This is a genomic window from Stenotrophomonas sp. P5_A8 (genome assembly GCF_056400545.1).
Genome location: NZ_JBFULB010000039.1, coordinates 1 through 19529 on the forward strand (window position 1 = coordinate 1; position 19529 = coordinate 19529).

A 19529-nucleotide genomic window follows, 5' to 3' on the forward strand; every position below is an offset into this window, starting at 1 on the left:
CCGCCACTACCCGATCACCACTTGTACGTGATCCGCCCGTACACGTATGCACCATTGAACCCATACGGCGAGTAGTTGCTGTACGGCAGCATGCCCCACGTGGAGTTCTGCAGATCCACGGTGCGGTCGGGGTACTCGTCCAGCAGGTTGTCCGCGCCCAGGGTGAGTGCCCAGTTCTCGCTCGGCTTGTAGCTGACCGWCGCATCCAGCACCCACGAGGCGTCGTACGTCTGGTCACGCAGCGCGGTGGCCGAGTTGCGCACGGTGAAGCTGCCGTAACGGGTGGCCGCCAGGTTCAAGTCCCAGTGGTCGCTGCGCCAGGTGCCGCTGAGGATGGTCTTGTCGCGCGGGTAGCTGTCTTCGATGCGACCGATCTCGTCGCGGCCGATCAGCGACTGGGTGATGCCCAGCGTGCCGAACACCGGCGGAGAGGCGATGAACTTCTTCACCTCGGTCTCGTTGTAGCTGTAGGCGGCGGTCAGTTCCAGCGTGCTGGCGCTGAAGGGGATGCTGTAGCTGGATACCGCGTCCACGCCACGGGTGCGGGTATCCACGCCGTTGGTGAAGTAGGAGAACGCGGTAACGCCCGGCAGCCCCAGTCCGCTCAGCAGCGAGTTGGCCGCCGCGTTGGTGGTGATGTTGGTGGACAGCACGATGCGGTCATCGATATCGATCTGGTACGCATCCACCGTCAGGTACAGGCGCTCGACCGGCTGCAGCACCAGGCCCACGCTGTAGGAGGTGGAGCTTTCAGCCTTCAGCGGGCTGGCACCCAGCGCCTGTGCGGCCAGGCTGGTGGTGGGGAAGGTGCCGCGTTCGACGAAGGTACCGTTGACGATCGTGCTGGTCACCGCCTGGTAGCTCTGCTGGGCCAGCGACGGCGCACGGAAGCCGGAAGAGGCGGTGGCGCGCAGGGCGACCTTGTCGGTGAACGCATAGCGCGCCGAGAGCTTCCCGGAGAACTTGTCGCCGAAGTCCGAATAGTCTTCGTAGCGGCCGGTCACGCCGGCGGAGAACTTGTCGGTGAGGTCCGCTTCCAGCCCGCCGTACACCGCGTAGTTGTGGCGGTCGTTGTCCACCGCGTTGACCGGGGTGAACCCACCGAAACCCTGCGCGCCGCTGCCGAAGTACGCATTGGCTTCGCCCGCGGACTGCTCCCAGTTCTCGCGGCGGTACTCACCGCCGAAGGACAGCGTCACCGGGTAGGCCAGGCCCCAGTCCAGCGACTTGGTCAGGTCGGCGTTGAAGATATCCTGGGTGTACTTGAGCGCACCGTCGTAGAACGAGCGCGGGCTGGTCAGGCCGAGGCTGTAGTTGATGCTGTTGCGGGTGTGGAAGTCGATCGTGTTCTCGCCGTGGTTGGCGCTCACATCCCAGGTCCAGCCGTTGTCGGTGTCGCCCTTGACCCCGGCCACCAGCGAGCGGTCCTTGGAGTACTGGTTGATCTGCGGCACGAAGCCGTCCGGGTAGGTCTGCGCCAGCAATGCGCCCTGGCCGCTGTTGGTGCGCGAGCGGTAGAACGCGAACGAGGTGATGTCGCGGTTGCTGGCCATCGCCGTTGCGTAGGCCGACACATGGTCGGTGAACTGGAAGCTGGCGTTGACCGAGGCGGCGGTGGCATCCACCTGCGGATCGCCGACCACAAAGGTGGTCTGGCCGATGTTGGGGAAATTGCCGGTATTGGGCGTGGTGCCCAGGTACGGGCCGGCGCGATTGCTTTCATCCTGCTGCAGGATCTGCCCGGCCACGTGCACGCTGCCGCGGCCGTCGGCGAAGCCGATCCCGGCATCGCCGGAGATCTGGTACTTGTTGCCGTCGCCGGCCGAGTACTGTCCCGCATCCACGGCCAGGCTGCCGCCGGAGGACGCGCCCTTGAGCACGATGTTGACCACGCCGGCGATGGCGTCCGAGCCGTACTGCGCCGAGGCGCCGTCGCGCAGTACTTCCACGCGTTCGATGGCCGCGATCGGGATCGCGTTGATGTCCACCGCCGACGAGCCGCGGCCGATGCTGCCGTTGACGTTGATCTGCGCCGAGGTATGCCGGCGCTTGCCGTTGACCAGCACCAGCACCTGGTCCGGCGACAGCCCGCGCAGCTGCGCCGGACGGATGCCGCTGGTGCCGTCGGTCAGCGCCGGGCGCGGGAAGTTCAGCGAGGGCAGGGCGCGCGCCAGCGCGGTGGCCAGCTCGGTGGTGCCGGTGGACTGCAGCGCTTCGGGGGTGATGATGTCGATCGGGGACTGCGACTCGGCCACGGTGCGGTCGGCGACCCGGGTGCCGGTGACGATGATGGTGTCCAGCGTATTGGCAGCGGTGCGCGCCGGGGCATCCTGGGCGCTGGCGGCAATGCTGGAGGCACCGAGCACGACAGCTACGGCGGCGGCGAGCGTACTGGTCTTGCGGTTCATCAGGGTGGGGCTCCGGTAGGAATGGCGCGGCACCGGAACGACAACTCGACGGCGTGAAGCAGGTCGGCGAAGGCGGGGTGTTGCGGTGCGCAATAAATCAATTAACGGGATATTCATCGCTTGTCAAATATCCGCAATCTTCACAAAAAACGTTGCAGTAGCAACCATTTACGTGAATCGGGACGCTCGACATCAGGGTCCCGGGGAAGCGCAGGCGGGGTCGTGGGAGAGAGGAACGCGACCCGCCGCGCATCCCGGGGCGCGTCAAGTATTCGTTAACGTTAGAATTACGTCGCAGGAAAGGTGCTCACCAGCACATTCCATTCCGTTATATGGACCCCCAAGATGATTTCCCTTCGTAACTTCGCCTTGCGCCGTGGCGAGCGGCTGCTGTTGTCCAACGTCGACCTGACCCTGCACGCGGGGTACYGCGTCGGCGTGGTCGGCCGCAACGGTGCCGGCAAGTCCAGCCTGTTTGCTGCCGTGAAGGGCGAGCTGGAGGCGGACAAGGGCGATGTCGACCTGCCCGGCAAGGTCCGCATCGCCAGCGTGGCCCAGGAGACCCCGTCGCTGCCCGACCCGGCGCTGCAGTTCGTGCTCGAAGGCGACACCGAGGTGGCTGCGGTCATGCGCGAGGAAGCCGCCGCGGCCGCACGCGAAGACTGGGAAGCGGTGGCTACCGCGCACCAGAAGATGGCCGAGATCGGCGCCTATGACGCCGAAGCCCGCGCCGGCAAGCTGCTGCACGGCCTGGGCTTCCCGGCCGAGACCCACTCGCGGGCGGTCTCCTCGTTCTCCGGTGGCTGGCGCGTGCGCCTGAACCTGGCCCGCGCGCTGATGATGCCCAGCGACCTGCTGCTGCTCGATGAGCCGACCAACCATCTGGATCTGGATGCGGTGTTCTGGCTGGAACAGTGGCTGCTCAAGTACCCCGGCACCCTGCTGCTGATCTCCCATGACCGCGAGTTCCTGGACAACGTGGCCACCCACACGCTGCACCTGCATGGGGGCGGTGCCAAGCTGTACCCGGGCGGTTACACCGATTTCGAGCGCCAGCGCGCTGAACAGCTGCGCCAGCAGCAGATCGCGCACGACAAGGAACAGGCCGAGCGCGCCCACCTGCAGAGCTTCATCGACCGCTTCAAGGCGCAGGCCAGCAAGGCCGCGCAGGCGCAGAGCCGCATGAAGCGCCTGGCCAAGCTGGCCGGCACCGAGGCGGTACGCGCCGAGCGCGAGTTCCGCATCGAGTTCTCGCCGCCGGCCAAGCTGCCGTTCTCGCTGATCCGCCTCAACCACGTCGAGGCCGGTTACGGCGCCGATTCGGTGATCCTGCACAACGTGGGCTTCGGCCTGGAAGCCGGCCAGCGCATCGGCCTGCTGGGCCCGAACGGCGCGGGTAAAACGACCTTGGTGAAGACCCTGGTGGGTGAACTGGCGCCGCTCAGTGGCGAGCGCGCCGCGCACCCGGACCTGCGCATCGGCTACTTCGCCCAGCACACGGTGGAGTCGCTGCACGAAGGGCAGTCGCCGATGGAGCACTTCCGCGACCTGGACCGGGATGCGCCGAACCAGGTCTTCCGCGATTTCCTCGGCAAGTGGAATTTCGCTGGTGACCGTGCGTTCGAACCGGTGGATGGTTTCTCCGGTGGCGAGCGCGCGCGCCTGGCGCTGTCGCTGATCGCCTACCAGCAGCCCAACGTGCTGCTGCTCGACGAACCGACCAACCACCTTGACCTGGAAATGCGTGAAGCCCTGGCCGAAGCCCTGGCCGACTTCGAAGGGGCGATCGTGATGGTCTCCCATGACCGCCATCTGATCGGGCTGGTCTGCGATACCTTCTGGCGCGTGGCCGATGGCGTGGTCGAGCCGTTCGATGGCGACCTGGATGCATATGCGGCGTGGCTGCGTTCGCGTCCGGCCGCGCAGGGTACCAAGCAGAAGATGGCCGCCGCCGCACCGGAGCCGGTGGCCCCGACCCCGCCGCTGCCGCCGAAGAAGCCGGTCAATCCGCATAAGTTGGCGGCCGCCGAAGCGAAGGTCAGCGAGCTGGAAGGCGTGCTGGCCGAGCTGGATCGCCAGCTGGCCGACCCAGGCAACTACGCCGATGCCACCCGCATGGCCGTGCTCGGCCGTGACCGCGAGGCCACTGCCACGCTGCTCAGCAAGGCCGAGCAGACCTGGATGGAGCTGCTGGAAGGGTAAGCCCGTTCAATGGCGCGGCGCGGTGGGTTATCCGCGCTTGCGTCAGGCAAGCCACGCATGGCGTGGCTCCACCGGTGGGGCACGCATTGCATCACCCCCGGTGCGTGCGATGTTGCAACCCTGACGGTAGAGCCGGGCCATGCCCGGCTGCTGTCGGCTCAGCGCGCAGGGTCCTGCATTTCCAGCCATTCCCGGAAACGCCGCGCCGCCTCGCTCTCGGCGCGCGAGCGCAATCGCGTCAACCAGTACCGCCCCAGGTCCAGGGTCTGCGCGAACGGTTGGACCAGCCGTCCCTGCGCCAGGTCCTGCTCGAACATCTTCAACGGCAACAGCGCCACGCCGGCACCGGAGGCTGCGGCACGGGCCAGGGTCAGTGACGAGTCGAACACCGGTCCGCGCGCTTCCAGCTCCGACGCGCCTGCCGCCTGCAGCCAGCGCGGCCATTCGTCGCTGCGATACGAGCGCAACATCGCCACATTGGCCAGGTCGCGCGGCTGCCGCAGCATCCGTGCCAACGCCGGCGCGCACAGCGGGGCGAACGGCGCCTCCAGCACCGCATCGCTGACCTGTCCCTGCCAGTCGCCATCGCCGAAGCGGATCGCCAGGTCCAGGCCTTCGCCGGCCAGGTCGATGCGGTTGTTGTGGGTCTGCACGCGCAGCTCGATATCCGGATGCAGCGCGTTGAAGTCCGCCAGCCGGGGTAGCAGCCAGCCGGTGGCAAAGGTGCCGACCACGCCCACGCTCAGTACCTGGCGGAAATGCCCGCCGACGAAGCGGTCCAGACTGACGGCGATACGGTCGAAGGCCTCGTTGAGCACCGGATACAGGCGCGCGCCTTCGTCGGTCAGCGCCACGCCACGCGGCAACCGGTTGAACAGCGACACCCCCAGCCGTTCCTCCAGCGCGCGGATCTGATGGCTCAGCGCCGCCTGGCTGACGCACAACTCCAGCGCGGCGCGGGTGAAGTTCTGGTGGCGGGCGGCGGCCTCGAAGGCGCGCAGCGCGTTGAGCGGCAACTGGGGGCGGATCATCCGTCGAGCCGTGAGCAGGGGTGATGCATCATGGCATCTGCAGACACCCGCTGTGCCCGTGATGGCGGAAATGACCTTGATTGCGGACCCCTTCGCCAGGTGCGCCCGGCCAAGCCATTAGTTTGAATCATGTGTCTCACTGGAAATGATCGCTGTTCACCCGTGCCAGCGCTGGCAATACTCCCTCCTCCAACAAGGAGAACCTGCATGCTTGCTCGACGACAGTTCCTGCAATGGACCGGGGCCGCCGCCGCCTCGGCGCTGGCCGCCACCGCGCTGGCGAAGATGCCGCCGTCGGCATCGGCCGCAGCGCCGATCGCCGCCGCCGGGGACTTTGCGGCATTGGAAGCGGCCAGCGGCGGTCGGCTCGGGGTGACCGTGCTGGATACCGCTACCGGGCAGCGCATCGGCCACCGCCAGGATGAGCGCTTCCCGATGTGCAGCACCTTCAAGTTCGTGTTGTGTGCGGCCGTCCTGCGCCAGGTCGATGCCGGGCGGCTCACCCTGGATCAGCGCGTGCCGGTGCGCCAGCAGGACATGCTCTCGCATGCGCCGGTCACCACGCGCCACGTCGGCAAGGACCTCAGCGTGCGCGACCTGTGTCGGGCGACGATGATCACCAGCGACAACCCGGCGGCCAACCTGCTGCTGGGCGCGGTCGGCGGACCCTCCGCCGTCACCCGTTTCCTGCGCGACAACGGCGATGCGGTGACCCGCAACGATCGCCTGGAGCCGGACATGAACCGCTTCGCGCCGGGCGATCCGCGCGATACCACCAGCCCGGCCGCGATGGCCGCCAGCCTGCAGCGCTTCGTGCTGGGCACGGTGCTGCAACCGGCGTCACGCCAGCAGCTGGCCGACTGGCTGATCGACAACGAAACCGGCGATGCACGCCTGCGTGCAGGTCTGTCCAAGGCGTGGCGGGTGGGCGACAAGACCGGCAGCAATGGCGAAGACACCACCAACGACATCGCGATCCTGTGGCCGATGGCCGGCGGCGCCCCGTGGGTGCTGACCAGCTACCTGCAGGGCGCGACCGTGGACGACGCCGGCCGCAATGACGTACTGCGCCAGGTCGCGGTAATCGCCGAGCAACGCATGCGCGCCGGGTGAATCCAGCGGAGGGCAGAGCAGCCGCCCCCCCGTAGTGCCGGCCGCTGGCCGGCGCCTCATGAATCCCGGGACATCCCCGGAGCCGGCCGTTGGCCGGCCCCGCCGCCGCAGCGTTACGTGTCGGGGTGGCTGTCGCGCACCGCCGCCAGGAAATCCCGGCCCCAGCGGTCCACGTCGTAGTACTCCACGCTGCCGAACAACTGGCGCATGCGTCCGGTCGCCTCATCCTCGGGCATCGACAAGGCCTGCAGCAGCCCGGCGGTGAGGTCGGCCGGATCATGCGGGTTGGTCAGCACCGCGCCCTTCAGCTCGGCCGCGGCCCCGGCAAACTCGCTGAGCACCAGCACGCCGCTGCTGCCCTCGATACCGTGCGTGGCGACGAACTCCTTGGCCACCAGGTTCAAGCCATCGCGCAGTGGGGTGATCCACATCACCTGCGCGGCGGCGTAATGCGCCACCACCTCCTCGAACGGCAACGCCTGTGCAAAGAAGCGCACCGGCGTCCAGTCCAGCCGCGAGAAGCGGCCGTTGATACGTCCCACCGCCTGCTCGATCTGGTTCTGCAGGGTGCGGTAGACGGTCATCTCGCTTGCCGCCGGCACGCACACCATCAGCAGGGTGACCTTGCCCTGGCGCTCGGGATGCTGCTCCAGCAGCCGCTCGAACGCCTCCAGCTTGGCCAGCGTGCCCTTGGTGTAGTCCAGTCGCTCCACCGACAGCACCAGCTTGCGCGCACCGATCTCCCGGCGCAGTTTGAAGATGTCGTTGCGTACGTCGCTGCGCGCCAGCACGCTGTGGATGCGGCGCAGGTCGGTACCGACCGGGTGCGCGCCCAGCGCCACCTCGCGGTCGCCCACGCGCAGGCGCGTGGTCATGGTGTCCAGCCCCACCGCGCAGCCGTAGGTGAGGAAGCGCGGCGCGCAGCTTTCCCAGGCCAGGCGCTCGGCGGGCATCGCCCCGCGCACGACATCCACGAAGTTCTCCACCTGGCGCGGAATGTGGAAGCCGATGTAATCGCACGACAGCAGGCTGCCGATGATCTCGCGGCGCCACGGCACCACGTTGAACACGTCGGCGGACGGGAAATAGGTGTGGTGGAAGAAGGCGATCTTCAGGTCCGGGCGCAGTTCGCGCAGCGTGGCCGGCACCATCCACAGGTTGTAATCGTGGATCCACACCGTAGCGCCATGCGCGGCTTCGGCGGCGGTGGCGTGCGCGAATTTACGGTTGACCTTCAGGAACACCTGCCAGTCGTCCTCGCGGAACTTCGCACGTTCCCAGAACACGTGCAGCATCGGCCAGAACGCTTCCTTGGAGAAGCGCTTGTAGAAGATGTCCACTTCCTGCCGGCTCAACGGCACGCGCGCGGCGGTGAGGGTGGGGTAGCGTCCGGCATCGACGGCCAGGTGGGTCTGGAACGGACCACGCTTGGGGTCATCGATGCCCCAGGCTACCCACGAGCCTTTCTGGCCGCCCTCGAAGAAACTCAGCAACGAGGGAATGATGCCGTTGGGCGAACGCGGGGGACGCTGCACCAGCACGCCGTCTTCCATGACCTCATCGAAGGGCAGCCGGTGGTAGACCATCACCAGGTCGGCGCCGTCGGCACGCGCCTGCTTGGGGGCGTGCAGGAAAGGATCGTCGGTGGCGAGCAGGCCGAAGTGCTCGATCGCCTCGAGGATGCCACCGCAGCCGGGTGCCTGCGCGTGGAAGGTATGCGTCAGCGTGGCGGTCGCCGTGGTCAGCGCCGGCTCCGAATCGCCCACGCACACTCCGCGGAAGCCGGCGGTGTACATCGACAGGTCATTGAGGGTGTCGCCGGCCACCAGGATGCGATCGCGCGGCAGGTCCAGCAGGCGCGCCAGCGCGGCCAGGGTCCGGCCCTTGTCGGTGTCCGGCGGCAGGATGTCCAGGTAGCGGTCGGCCGAATACAGCACATCGCAGCCCAGCGCCTGCGCGGCGGCCTGGATCTGCGCGCGCAGCGGCGCCAGCGTCTGCGGATCGCAGAAGTAGGAGCAGCGCCGTTCCTGCGGCACGTCCTGGCGCTGCAGGGCGGCGAACGGGCGCATCGCCTCGGCCACCACGTGCTCACCGGGCCAGTGCGCGTCGATCATCGATTGCAGGGGTTGCAGCGGCTGCAGGGTGTGGCCATCGACGACGGTCGCGCCAACATCGCAGACCACGTAGTMCGGACGCGGGATGGCCGGGTCGGAGAGCAGCGGCATCACCGCTTCGAGGCCGCGGCCGGTGATGAAGATCAGCGCGATGCCGGGGTGCTGGTCCACCAGCCGGTACAGGCGGTGGCGCGCGGCGGCGTCGCCGGCGAGGAAGGTGCCATCCAGATCGGTGGCCAGGATCAGCTGCGGTGCCGGCGGGGCCAGCGGTGTACGGGTTGAGGTGGGCGTGGCGGGTGTCGATACAGTCAATGCACTTCCTTATCGGAGGAGAGGGGAGAGGGGGTGTCGGGCGGGATCTCGGCGTCGGTCTCGGGCATCATTTCCAGCGCCGACGGCGTGGTGCGCAGCATCAGCCGGAACCCGACCGGATGCGTGCGCAGGCGCTGGAAGCGCAGCAGCCGCGCAGTGGTGAACACCGCCAGCAGCATCAGCACCACGGCGAAATACAGCGGCAGCGCCGCCGGACCAAAGCGCTGCATCGCCGCGCCCGCCAGCGCCGGGCCGATGGCGGCACCCACGCCATGCACCAGCAACAGGCTGGAACAGCCGGACAACAGATGCGCACGTGGCAGGTAATCGAGCATGTGCGCTACCGCGAACGGATACAGCGAGAACGCCAGCCCGCCGTAGACGAAGAACAGCCCAAACAGCAGGTGGGTCTGCAGCTGGATCATCGGCAGGGAGGCGACCACCGCGATGCCGGCGGCGGCCAGGCTGAGCGCCACCAGACCACTGCGCCGATCGTGCCCATCGCTGATGTGGCCCAGGGGCCACTGCAGCAGCGCGCCGCCAAGAATCGCAGTAAGCATGAACAGCGCAACGCCGTTGCCATCCAGGCCCACGTCGCCCGCATATACCGGTAGCAGGCCCCAGAAGCCGCCCATCGCCAGCCCGGACAAGCCGGCGGCAACGGTGGCCACCGGCGCCATCGCATACAGGCGGGCCAGCTTGAGGCGCGTCACCACGGGCACGTCCGGCTGGCGCAGGCGCGTGGCGGTCACCGGCAGCACTGCCGCGCAGACCAGGATCGCGGTCAGCATGAACATTCCCACCGCGCTGGCATCGCCCAGCATCAGCAGCACCTGGCCCAGCGCCAGCGCCGACAGATTGACCACCATGTACAGCGAGAACGCGCGGCTGCGTCGGGCCGGATCGGGCTCGGCGTTGAGCCAGCTTTCGATCACCGTGTACAGGCCGACCAGCGCGATGCCGGTGGCGATGCGCAGCACGCCCCATCCGACCGGGTTGATCCACAGCGGATGCAGCAGCACCGCGATCGCGGCGAGTGCGGCGAAGAAGGCGAACGCGCGGATGTGCCCGATCCGGCCGATCAGCGACGGAGCGAAAAAGGTGCCGATGAAAAAGCCGGCGAAATACCCCGACATCACCAGCCCCAGCGTGCCGGCGCCGAAGCCGGCCTGGCCGCCACGCACTGCCAGCAGGGTGCCCAGCAACCCGCTGCCCGTCAGGAGCAGCGCTACACCGGTGAGCAGGGCAGTCAACCGCCACATGCGGGCGGTCTCGGTGGAAATGAAAAAGCGGACACCTGATCTACCCTAACACAGCCTTTTTGAAGGCCAGGTCGATAGCGCTGCCGTGCAGTGCCGTCATGCGCGGTGTCGCTTGCACTGCCGCAACGAACGCCTGAAACTCCGCGGGCCGCGCGCGCGGCGGGTCTGCGCATGCGGATTCCCCTTCATTCAAACCCCGTCGGCAGGCCGTGCAGCCTGGCGACCGGGTGTTCCAGCAGGAGTAGCAGGTGTGATCCAGGACGTCGATGTGAAACGCAGTCTTCTGCCGGGAAAGATCCTGCTGTACTTCTCCGCAGTGATGCTGCTGGCGCTGCTCTGCTACAGCTGGTCGATGCCGCCGGTGGATGCTTCCGGCTTCCGGCAGACCCAGACGGCGCTGTCGATCGTGTGGATTGCCCGTGGCTTCCCGGTGTTCAGTTACCTTACCCCGGTGCTCGGCGCGCCCTGGTCGATTCCGTTCGAGTTCCCGCTGTACCAGTGGCTGGCGGCGATGCTGGCCAATGCGACCGGGATGGGCATCGACAACAGTGCCCGGCTGGTATCGGCGCTGTTCCATGTCGGCTGCGTGTGGATGGTCTACCGCGTCGTGCTGGCCATCCGGCCCGATCGCGCGCTGGCACTGTGCATCGCCGGTGCCTTCGCGGTGTCGCCGTATGCGCTGTTCTGGGGGCGCTCGGTGATGATGGAATCCACCGCGGTGTTCTTCGGCCTGGTGTTCGTATGGGCGATGGCGCGGCTGCGCGGCCCGTCGGCCGGGCCGGCGCGGATGATCGCGCTGGGCGTGACCGCGGTGATCGCGGCGGTGCTGTCGGCGCTGGTCAAGGTCACCACCTTCTTCGGGTTTGCCGCCTTCGTTGCCCTGGCCTTCGCGTGGCTGGCCGTGCGTGAACATGGCTGGCGCCCACAGTGGATGGCGCAGCACTGGACGTTGATCGTCTGGGGCGTGGTTTCGGCACTGGCCGTACTGGCGGTGATCAACCAATGGCTCTCGCACGCCGATGYGCTCAAGGCGCAGTCGCCGCTGGGGCGCGAGGTGACGTCCAGCGCGTTGTCGACCTGGAATTACGGCACGCTGCAGCAGAAGCTGGACCCGGCCACCTGGTGGGGCACGGTCTTCAAAAAGCGCTTTGCCGCCGCCGTCGGTTCCAACTGGGTGTTCCTGATCCTGCTGGTGGCGGGCCTGTGTGCACGCCAGATCCGCAGCGCCGTGCTGCTGTTGCTGGTGGTCTACCTGCTGCCGGTAGCGGTATTCACCAACCTGCATATCGCCCACCCGTATTACCAGGCCGCCAACATCGTGTTCGCCACTTCGATCGTCGGCCTGGTGATCTGGTGGACCATCCAGCGGGCCGAAGCCAGCGGCAAGGTGCGACGCCCGCTGTGGCTGGTCGGCCTGCTGTGCCTGCTGTCGTTTGGCGCCATCGCCGGCAATTACGTCAAGCGCATGAAGGAAGCACGCGAGCCCAATCGGGTGTCGCAGATCGCCGCGTTGATCAAGGCCGGCACCCCCGGGCAGGGCGTCATCGTCGCCTTCGGCCTGGACTGGTCCTCCGAGCTGCCGTACCTCGCCGACCGTCGTGCGGTGATGGTGCCCGACTGGGCCCCGACCAGCGCGCTGGAGACACTGGCCAGCGCCGATACCGCACTCGGCGACGGTCCGCTTGGTGCGCTGGTGAACTGCCCCAACGCCCTCGGCAGCGACCCGGCACGCAGCGGCTTCCAGCAACAGATCCTGGCCCGCTACAGCGCCGGTGCCACGGTGCGGATGATCGGGGATTGCCAGGTCTGGCTGCACCCGTGACGGCGTGCGATCGCCGTTGCCTCACCGGGTCGCGGCGATCGCCTGCGCATTTGCGCGCACCGTGCCGGGCCGTTAGGGTGGGGGCATGAATGTTTCCACCGTTGTACCCGCTGTCCTTCTGCTGGCCCTGGCCGGCTGCGCCCGGCAACCCGATGCGGTGTCGCATGACATCGCCAACGCTCCGGCCGATGCCTTCCTTGCGGCGGTTGCCGCGCATTGCGGCAAGGCCTACGAGGGCAAGGTGATCGTCAACGAGCCGCGCAGCGACGCGCCGGACCCCTTCGAGGGCAAGCGGCTGGTGATGCATGTACGTGGGTGCGAAGACCCCGCGCACCAGCTGCGCATCCCGTTCCACGTCGGTGATGACCACTCGCGCATCTGGGTGATCAGCCGCACCGACACCGGCCTTCGCCTCAAGCACGACCACCGTCACCGTGACGGCAGCCCCGATGCGGTCACCCTGTACGGCGGCGACAGCAAGCCGCCGGGCACCGCGCAACGCCAGGTATTCCCGGTGGATGCCGATTCGGTGGCGATGTTCCGCAAGGCGGACATGTTGCCCTCGGTCGAAAATACCTGGGCGATGGACATCGAGCCGGACCAGCGCTTCGTCTACGAACTCACCCGGCCTGGCGGGCGCCACTTCCAGGTGCAGTTCGACCTGAGCAAGCCGGTGGCGCTGCCGCCGGCGCCGTGGGGCAGCGACGCCGCCCCACGCTGAGACCGGCTCATGCCGGCTGGATGAGGGACACGGTTGCCGGCCATTGCCGGCAACCGGTCGGCATCAGCGGACGCCGAACCGCGCCCGGCAGCCGTTGCTGACCCACAACGTGCCGTTGCGGTACCCCCAGCTGCGGCCTTCCACGCAGGCGCTGCCGGACAGCTGCTGGACCAGCACCGGGCGTCCCTGGCGGGCTTCCCAGGCGCAGGTCTGCTCGCGCTTGCTGTTGCTGCTGCAGGTCACGCTGTAATTGCTGTTGCCGCCGCCGCCACCGCCGCCCCAGTTGCCGCGTGCCTCGGCGAACTCGCCGCGGCAGCCGCGGTTGACCCAGATCGCGCCATTGCGCACGCCCCAGGTCTGGCCCTGCACGCAGGCCGTGCCGGAAATCTGCCGGACCAGAGTGGCATTGCGCCAGCGCGTGGGGCAGGCCCGTTCGCGGTTGTTCTGGCTTTCGCAGCGGATCGTGCCGCCGTTGCCGTTGTTCCCGCCGCCGCCGTTCCAGTTGCCGCCGCCGTTGCCGCCGCCATTCCAGCCGCCGCCGCCATTGCCGCGCAGCGACGTGGCGATGTCCTGCTTGATCTTCGAGAAGCTCCAGCCGGAGTTGACCTGGGCCAGGTAGAAGCGCAGCTGGTCGTCGGGGATGCGGCGGCCGTTGGCCTGCTCGGCGTATTCCTGGGAAATTACCCGCGAGCGGTCGCTGGAGGACAGCTGCGACAGGTTGTCCGGTGCATAGGCGCGGGTGCTCATCTGGGCCTGGGCGGCCGGGGCGCTGCAGCCCAGTGCCAGGGCCAGGCAGACAATGGTAAGGCGACGGTTCATGGCGACATCCCCTTGCGGTCGTTGGTGCGCGGACTATAGGAATGGGACAGGTTCAGGGCGCGTGATGCCCGCCGGGCGGGCCGCCGGGCAAGGCCGGGGTGGGGCCGACGACAGCCGATTTGCCCCGGCGCAGCCTACGCCGCAGAATAAAGGGCTGTCCGGCGCAACGTGGTGCCGGCATTCTCCTGCGGAGCTTTACCCCCATGCGTACCCACTTCTGCGGCCTGGTCGATGAGACCATGATTGGCCAAACCGTTACCCTCGCCGGCTGGACCGACGTTGCCCGCAACCAGGGCGGCGTGTGCTTCATCGATCTGCGTGATCATGAAGGCATCGTGCAGGTGACGGTGGAAGTGGATAACGCGGCCGTGTTCGCCGTGGCCGCCAGCCTGGGCTACGAGGACGTGCTGCAGGTGGAAGGCGTGGTGCGCGCGCGCCATTCGGTCAACGACAAGATCCGCACCGGCAAGGTGGAAGTGATCGCCACGGCCATCACTGTCCTCAACAAGGCCGAGCCGCTGCCGTTCCACGCCCACGAGAACCCGGGCGAGGAAACCCGCCTGAAGTACCGCTACCTGGACCTGCGCCGTCCGGAAATGCAGCGCATGCAGCGCACCCGCATCAAGCTGGTGCAGGCGCTGCGCCGCCACCTGGACGCCACCGGCTTCCAGGACATCGAAACCCCGATCCTGACCAAGGCCACCCCGGAAGGCGCGCGCGACTTCCTGGTGCCCGCGCGCATGCACCCGGGCGAGTTCTACGCCCTGCCGCAGAGCCCGCAGCTGTTCAAGCAGATCCTGATGGTGGCCGGCTTCGACCGCTACTACCAGATCGCGCGCTGCTTCCGCGACGAAGCCCTGCGTGCCGACCGCCAGCTGGAATTCACCCAGCTGGACATGGAGTTCGCCTTCGTCCGCGAACAGGACGTGCAGGACTTCGTGGAAAGCATGATCCGCGCCATCTTCAAGGAAGTGGTCGACGTGGAGCTGGCCGCCAGCTTCCCGCGCATGACCTGGGCCGAGGCGATGCGTCGCTATGGGTCGGACAAGCCGGACCTGCGCATCGCGCTGGAGCTGGTCGACGTGGCCGAGCTGGTCAAGACCAGTGAATTCCCGGTGTTCACCGCTGCGGCCAACGATGCCGACGGCCGTGTCGCCGCGCTCCGCATTCCCGGCGGTGCCACGCTGAGCCGCAAGCAGATCGACGAGTACGCCGCGCATGCCGCCAAGTACGGCGCCAAGGGCCTGGCCTACATCAAGATCGCCGACAACGGCGAAGTCAGCTCGCCGATCGCCAAGTTCTTCAGCGAAGACGCCTTCGCCGCACTGGTCGCCCACGTCGGGGCTGGCAACGGCGACATCGTGTTCTTCGGTGCCGGCGGCTACAACAAGGTGTCCGATTTCATGGGCGCGCTGCGCCTGAAGGCCGGCAAGGACTTCAACCTGGTCGCCGCCGGCTGGGCGCCGCTGTGGGTCACCGACTTCCCGATGTTCGAATACGACGACGAAGCCCAGCGCTACGTCGCCCTGCATCACCCCTTCACCGCCCCGGCGGTGGACGACATTGCCGACCTGCGCGCCAACGCCAAGACCGCCGTGTCGCGCGGCTATGACATGGTGCTCAACGGCAACGAGATCGGGGGTGGTTCGATCCGTATCCACCGCTCGGACATGCAGAGCGTGGTGTTTGAGCTGCTGGGCATCGGCGCCGAGGAGGCCGAGGGCAAGTTCGGCTTCCTGCTGGACGCCCTGCGTTTCGGCGCGCCGCCGCACGGTGGCATCGCCTTCGGCATCGACCGCATCGCCGCGCTGATGGCTGGCACCGAGTCGATCCGCGACGTCATCCCGTTCCCCAAGACCACCGGCGCGCAGTGCCTGATGACCGGCGCCCCGTCGCCGATCCCGGACGAGCAGCTGGCCGAAGTGCACGTCCAGGTCCGCCCGCGCAAGAACTGATCCGTACCTTTCACCAGGAGAGCCAGGCAATGAGCGAGTTCGCGTTTTCGCTGGAGTGGGAAAAGCTGGGCAATGAAGGCGCCGACGCCAACCTGGTGACCGAGCGCGCCCGCGTATTCGGTGGCTGGCTGGTGCGCGTGGGAACCAACCCGGCGGCCATGGCGCTGACCTTCGTCCAGGACGGCGAAGGCCGCTGGGATGGCGAAGACTTCGGCGTGGAAGACTACGAGGAAGACGAGGAAGACGACCTCGACGAGGACGAAGAGGACGAGGAAGAAGGCGACGAGGACGACGAGGAAGCGTACGAGGACGAGGAAGAAGAGGAGGGCGACGAGGAAGAAGACGCCCCCCACGGGAGCCAGGCCTGAGGCCTGCCCCGGAGCCCGCCATGTACACCATCCGTCGTGCCACCGTCGAAGACGCACCGACCCTGTCGGTGCTGGCCACGCGTACCTTCGTGGAGACCTTCGGCCATCTCTACCCGGCGCAGGACCTGCAGGGCTTCCTCGAGGAAGCCTATGCGGTGGATCGCCAGCGCATCATCCTGGACCACCCGGACTATGCGGTGTGGCTGCTGGAACGGGACGGGGTGGCTGTCGGCCATGCCGCCGCCGGCCCCTGCGGCCTGCCGCATCCGGAGGTGCAGCCCGGCGACGGCGAGCTCAAGCGGCTGTACCTGGTCAAGGATGAACAGAGCTGCGGCTGGGGCAGCCGGTTGCTGGAAACGGCGCTGGAATGGCTCGAGCACGACGGCCCGCGCACGCTGTGGCTGGGCGTGTGGTCGGAGAACTTCGGCGCGCAGCGCTTCTACGCGCGCTACGGGTTCAGCAAGGTCGGCACCTATGAGTTCCCGGTCGGCAGCGTGCGCGACCTGGAATTCATCCTGAAGCGTAGCCCGACCCCGGCGCGCTGAGATTCATCACTTTCCTGCCTCGATCCGCATGGGGCGCAACGGCTTCACCCGCCGTTGCGCGGTCCATTCGTCTAATGGTCTTGTTTCCTCCCGCAGGTCCCACGCCGGAACGGCTAGGCTGAGTGCATGAATCCCCCTGTTTTACTGCTGCACGGCATCTGGAATGCGCGCGCCTGGGTAGGCCCGCTGGCCTGGCGGCTGCGTGCCCGCGGCTTCTCCGTGGATACCTTCGGCTACTCCAGTGTGTTCGGCGGCCCAGATGTGGCCGTTCCACAGTTGTTGGAGCGGCTGAGGAACAGCGGTCCGGTCTCGCTGGTCGGGCATAGCCTGGGCGGCCTGGTTGCGCTGGAAGCGCTGCGCCAGCAACCGGACCTGCCGGTTTCCCGCGTGGTCTGCCTGGGCTCGCCCCTGCGCGGCAGCGGCACCGCTCGCTCGCTGGCCGAGCACGGCTGGTCGCTGGCGCTGGGCCGCAGCAGCGAGTTGCTGCTCGATGGCCTACCGGCCTGGGAGGGCAGGGCCCGTGTCGGCCTGATCGCAGGTTCGGTCCCGCACGGGCTGGGCAGCCTGCTGGGCGCGATCGGCGAGGCGTCCGACGGCACCGTAGCCCTGGATGAGACCCAACTGCCCGGCCTGGCCGATCACTGCGTGGTCCCGGCCAGCCACAGCGGGCTGGTGTTTTCCCCGGAGGCGGCGCGCCAGACCGCCGCGTTCCTGCGCGATGGCCACTTCTGCCCCGACCGCGCCGCCCACGCCGCCTGAGCCCTGGCGGCGGTCGGGACCGCGACTAACACGGTCGCGGGGGGCGATCAGGTAGAATCCGCGCCCTGTTCCTCACGCAAGCACGGAAATACCCATGGGTAGAGGCCCCTCGATCGAGAACCGCAAAAACGCGTCTGACGCGAAGCGCGGCAAGATTTTCACCAAGATCATCCGCGAGATCGGCGTTGCCGCGCGCGGCGGTGGAGGCGACCCCAACAACAACCCGCGGCTGCGCGTGGCGATGGACAAGGGCTTGGCCTCGAACATGTCCAAGGACGTGATCGAACGGGCCATCAAGAAAGCCACCGGTGAACTGGAAGGCGTGGAATACGAAGAGATCCGCTACGAGGGCTATGCCCCCGGTGGCGTGGCCGTGATCGTGGACTGCCTGACCGACAACCGTGTCCGCACCGTGGCCGATGTCCGCCATGCGTTCAGCAAGTGCGGCGGCAACATGGGTACCGAAGGCTCGGTCTCCTTCATGTTCAAGCGGGTGGGCGTGCTGCATTTCGCCGCCGGCGCCAATGAAGAGGCCGTCACCGAGGCGGCCATCGAGGCCGGCGCGGATGACATCGTGGTCTACCCCGAAGACGGGGCGATCGACGTGCTGACCGCCGCCGACGCCTATCACGCCGTGAAGGATGCGATGGAAGCCGGTGGTCTGAAGCCCGACCACGCCGAGCTCACCTTCCGTGCCGACAACGACATCGCGGTCGAGGGCGACACCGCCCTGCAGGTCAAGAAGCTGCTGGACATGCTCGAAGACCTGGACGACGTGCAGGACGTATTCTCCAACGCCGATCTCGGCGCGGACGCCTACGCCTGAGCGTGCGCGTCACCGGTCGCTTTGCGCGACCGGTGAGCGGACAATGCGGACCATGATGACTTTCGCCGTTCCCTGTTATCGCCGCCGCAGCTGTCCGTTCCGGGCCGCGGGCGGCCGTGTGCGTGCCGCATGACCCGCATCCTCGGCATCGACCCCGGTTCGCAACGTACCGGGGTGGGCATCATTGATGTGGACGCCGCCGGCAAGGTCGTGCATGTGCACCACCTGCCGCTGGTGCTGCTGGGCGCGGACGACTTCCCCCAGCGGATGAAGCTGCTGGTGGTGGGGCTGACCGCCCTGGTGGAGGAATACCGCCCGGACGAGGTCGCCATCGAAAAGGTGTTCATGGCCCGCAACCCGGACTCGGCGTTGAAGCTGGGACAGGCGCGCGGCGCGGCGATTTCCGCCGTGGTCATGCGCGACCTGCCGGTCAGCGAGTATGCGGCCACCGAAATCAAGCTGGCCGTGGTCGGCCGGGGCGGTGCGGAAAAGCAACAGGTCCAACACATGGTCGGGCTTATGCTCAACCTGAAAACCAAGCTGCAGGCCGACGCCGCCGATGCGTTGGCCGTGGCCATCACCCACGCCCACGTACGGGCCACGGCGCAGCGCCTGGGCGTCAATGCCCGCATGGCCTGGAGCCGAAAATGAGGAAAACTGCATGATTGGTCGTCTGCGCGGGATCGTGGCCTACAAGGCGCCGCCGTGGCTGCTCATCGACGTCAATGGCGTCGGCTACGAGCTGGAGGCGCCCATGAGCACCTTCTACGACCTGCCCGAACTGGGCCGCGAGGTCACCCTGTTCACCCATTACACGCAGAAGGAAGACAGCGTTGCGCTGTACGGCTTCCTGCGCGAAGGCGAGCGCCGCCTGTTCCGCGATGTGCAGAAGGTCAGCGGGATCGGCGCCAAGATCGCGCTGGCCGTGCTGTCCGGGGTGAGCGTGGACGAATTCGCCCGCATGCTGCAGGCCGGTGACATCACCGCGCTGACCCGCATCCCCGGCATCGGCAAGAAGACCGCCGAGCGCATGGTGCTGGAACTGCGCGACCGCGCGGCCAACTTCGGCGGCGGCGGGGCGCCGATCGCCGGTGCCGCGCMGGCCACCGACCCGGTGTCCGAGGCGACCGTGGCGCTGCAGCAGCTGGGCTACAAGCCGGCCGAGGCCGCGCGCATGGCGCGCGATGCCAACGTCGACGGCGACGATGTCGCCACCGTCATCCGCAAGGCCCTGCAGGCCGCGCTGCGCTGACGCGCGCGCTGCCTGCTTCC

Annotated in this window: 16 protein-coding genes; 11 read left to right on the plus strand and 5 right to left on the minus strand. The window is 67.8% G+C overall.

Translation table 11 applies throughout. The annotated features are described in order from the left end of the window. Positions 1 to 14 precede the first annotated feature (14 nt). Positions 15 to 2408 (minus strand): TonB-dependent receptor plug domain-containing protein, encoded by a 2394-nt coding sequence (locus AC1DQP_RS04825; RefSeq protein ID WP_478051187.1) that lies wholly within the window; start codon positions 2406 to 2408, stop codon positions 15 to 17. A 345-nt stretch (positions 2409 to 2753) separates the two neighbouring features. Between AC1DQP_RS04825 and AC1DQP_RS04830 the strand changes: the two genes are divergently transcribed. Beyond that, positions 2754 to 4610, plus strand: coding sequence for an ABC-F family ATP-binding cassette domain-containing protein (locus AC1DQP_RS04830; protein WP_478051188.1), 1857 nt, complete (start codon positions 2754 to 2756; stop codon positions 4608 to 4610). 158 nt (positions 4611 to 4768) lie between these two features. On the opposite strand, the gene AC1DQP_RS04835 is transcribed toward AC1DQP_RS04830, so the two are convergent. Further along, on the minus strand, positions 4769 to 5641 hold the full coding sequence (locus tag AC1DQP_RS04835) for a LysR family transcriptional regulator (RefSeq protein WP_457319470.1): 873 nt from the start codon (positions 5639 to 5641) through the stop codon (positions 4769 to 4771). 207 nt (positions 5642 to 5848) lie between these two features. Between AC1DQP_RS04835 and blaL2 the strand changes: the two genes are divergently transcribed. Next, positions 5849 to 6754: a L2 family extended-spectrum class A beta-lactamase gene (blaL2, locus tag AC1DQP_RS04840; protein ID WP_457319469.1), complete on the plus strand. Its 906-nt coding sequence runs from the start codon at positions 5849 to 5851 to the stop codon at positions 6752 to 6754. Positions 6755 to 6867: 113 nt separating this feature from the next. Here blaL2 and ggpS read toward each other — a convergent pair whose 3' ends face one another. Further along, on the minus strand, positions 6868 to 9114 hold the full coding sequence (ggpS, locus tag AC1DQP_RS04845) for a glucosylglycerol-phosphate synthase (RefSeq protein ID WP_478051193.1): 2247 nt from the start codon (positions 9112 to 9114) through the stop codon (positions 6868 to 6870). 62 nt (positions 9115 to 9176) lie between these two features. Beyond that, positions 9177 to 10442, minus strand: coding sequence for an MFS transporter (locus AC1DQP_RS04850; RefSeq protein ID WP_457319509.1), 1266 nt, complete (start codon positions 10440 to 10442; stop codon positions 9177 to 9179). A 250-nt stretch (positions 10443 to 10692) separates the two neighbouring features. On the opposite strand from AC1DQP_RS04850, the gene AC1DQP_RS04855 reads away from it, so the two are divergent. Together AC1DQP_RS04855 and AC1DQP_RS04860 are read left to right on the plus strand one after the other, a co-directional pair. Beyond that, positions 10693 to 12264 (plus strand): hypothetical protein, encoded by a 1572-nt coding sequence (locus tag AC1DQP_RS04855; protein WP_478051189.1) that lies wholly within the window; start codon positions 10693 to 10695, stop codon positions 12262 to 12264. An 85-nt stretch (positions 12265 to 12349) separates the two neighbouring features. Then, entirely contained in the window at positions 12350 to 12985 is a 636-nt protein-coding gene (locus tag AC1DQP_RS04860) for a hypothetical protein (protein ID WP_457319511.1), read from the plus strand. 63 nt (positions 12986 to 13048) lie between these two features. On the opposite strand, the gene AC1DQP_RS04865 is transcribed toward AC1DQP_RS04860, so the two are convergent. Further along, on the minus strand, positions 13049 to 13804 hold the full coding sequence (locus tag AC1DQP_RS04865) for a DUF3011 domain-containing protein (RefSeq protein ID WP_256775482.1): 756 nt from the start codon (positions 13802 to 13804) through the stop codon (positions 13049 to 13051). Positions 13805 to 14007: 203 nt separating this feature from the next. Here AC1DQP_RS04865 and aspS point away from each other — a divergent pair, with 203 nt between their 5' ends. From aspS to ruvA, 7 genes are all read left to right on the plus strand, one after another. Beyond that, entirely contained in the window at positions 14008 to 15759 is a 1752-nt protein-coding gene (aspS, locus tag AC1DQP_RS04870) for an aspartate--tRNA ligase (protein WP_478051190.1), read from the plus strand. A 29-nt stretch (positions 15760 to 15788) separates the two neighbouring features. Then, a complete protein-coding gene (locus AC1DQP_RS04875) occupies positions 15789 to 16127 on the plus strand; it encodes a DNA primase (protein WP_457321769.1) in 339 nt (112 codons plus the stop codon). A gap of 20 nt (positions 16128 to 16147) precedes the next feature. After that, on the plus strand, positions 16148 to 16672 hold the full coding sequence (locus tag AC1DQP_RS04880) for an N-acetyltransferase family protein (RefSeq protein WP_478051191.1): 525 nt from the start codon (positions 16148 to 16150) through the stop codon (positions 16670 to 16672). 126 nt (positions 16673 to 16798) lie between these two features. Beyond that, the gene (locus AC1DQP_RS04885) at positions 16799 to 17431 is read left to right on the plus strand and encodes an esterase/lipase family protein (protein WP_256775478.1); all 633 of its coding nucleotides are present in this window, start codon (positions 16799 to 16801) and stop codon (positions 17429 to 17431) included. Positions 17432 to 17525: 94 nt separating this feature from the next. Continuing rightward, positions 17526 to 18257, plus strand: a complete 732-nt coding sequence (locus AC1DQP_RS04890) for a YebC/PmpR family DNA-binding transcriptional regulator (RefSeq protein ID WP_256775477.1) — start codon at positions 17526 to 17528, stop codon at positions 18255 to 18257. Between the two features lie 129 nt (positions 18258 to 18386). Continuing rightward, positions 18387 to 18908, plus strand: a complete 522-nt coding sequence (gene ruvC, locus AC1DQP_RS04895) for a crossover junction endodeoxyribonuclease RuvC (RefSeq protein WP_256775476.1) — start codon at positions 18387 to 18389, stop codon at positions 18906 to 18908. A 10-nt stretch (positions 18909 to 18918) separates the two neighbouring features. Continuing rightward, positions 18919 to 19509, plus strand: coding sequence for a Holliday junction branch migration protein RuvA (ruvA, locus tag AC1DQP_RS04900; RefSeq protein ID WP_478051192.1), 591 nt, complete (start codon positions 18919 to 18921; stop codon positions 19507 to 19509). Positions 19510 to 19529 lie beyond the last annotated feature (20 nt).

Excerpts from the sequence above, each read along its gene's own strand:
- AC1DQP_RS04850 (WP_457319509.1), bottom strand. The coding sequence starts at position 10,442 with ATGTGGCGGTTGACTGCCCTGCTCACCGGTGTAGCGCTGCTCCTGACG.
- aspS (WP_478051190.1), top strand. The coding sequence starts at position 14,008 with ATGCGTACCCACTTCTGCGGCCTGGTCGATGAGACCATGATTGGCCAA.
- AC1DQP_RS04885 (WP_256775478.1), top strand. The coding sequence starts at position 16,799 with ATGAATCCCCCTGTTTTACTGCTGCACGGCATCTGGAATGCGCGCGCC.
- blaL2 (WP_457319469.1), top strand. The coding sequence starts at position 5,849 with ATGCTTGCTCGACGACAGTTCCTGCAATGGACCGGGGCCGCCGCCGCC.
- AC1DQP_RS04835 (WP_457319470.1), bottom strand. The coding sequence starts at position 5,641 with ATGATCCGCCCCCAGTTGCCGCTCAACGCGCTGCGCGCCTTCGAGGCC.
- AC1DQP_RS04880 (WP_478051191.1), top strand. The coding sequence starts at position 16,148 with ATGTACACCATCCGTCGTGCCACCGTCGAAGACGCACCGACCCTGTCG.
- AC1DQP_RS04890 (WP_256775477.1), top strand. The coding sequence starts at position 17,526 with ATGGGTAGAGGCCCCTCGATCGAGAACCGCAAAAACGCGTCTGACGCG.
- AC1DQP_RS04875 (WP_457321769.1), top strand. The coding sequence starts at position 15,789 with ATGAGCGAGTTCGCGTTTTCGCTGGAGTGGGAAAAGCTGGGCAATGAA.
- AC1DQP_RS04860 (WP_457319511.1), top strand. The coding sequence starts at position 12,350 with ATGAATGTTTCCACCGTTGTACCCGCTGTCCTTCTGCTGGCCCTGGCC.
- AC1DQP_RS04865 (WP_256775482.1), bottom strand. The coding sequence starts at position 13,804 with ATGAACCGTCGCCTTACCATTGTCTGCCTGGCCCTGGCACTGGGCTGC.
- ruvC (WP_256775476.1), top strand. The coding sequence starts at position 18,387 with ATGACCCGCATCCTCGGCATCGACCCCGGTTCGCAACGTACCGGGGTG.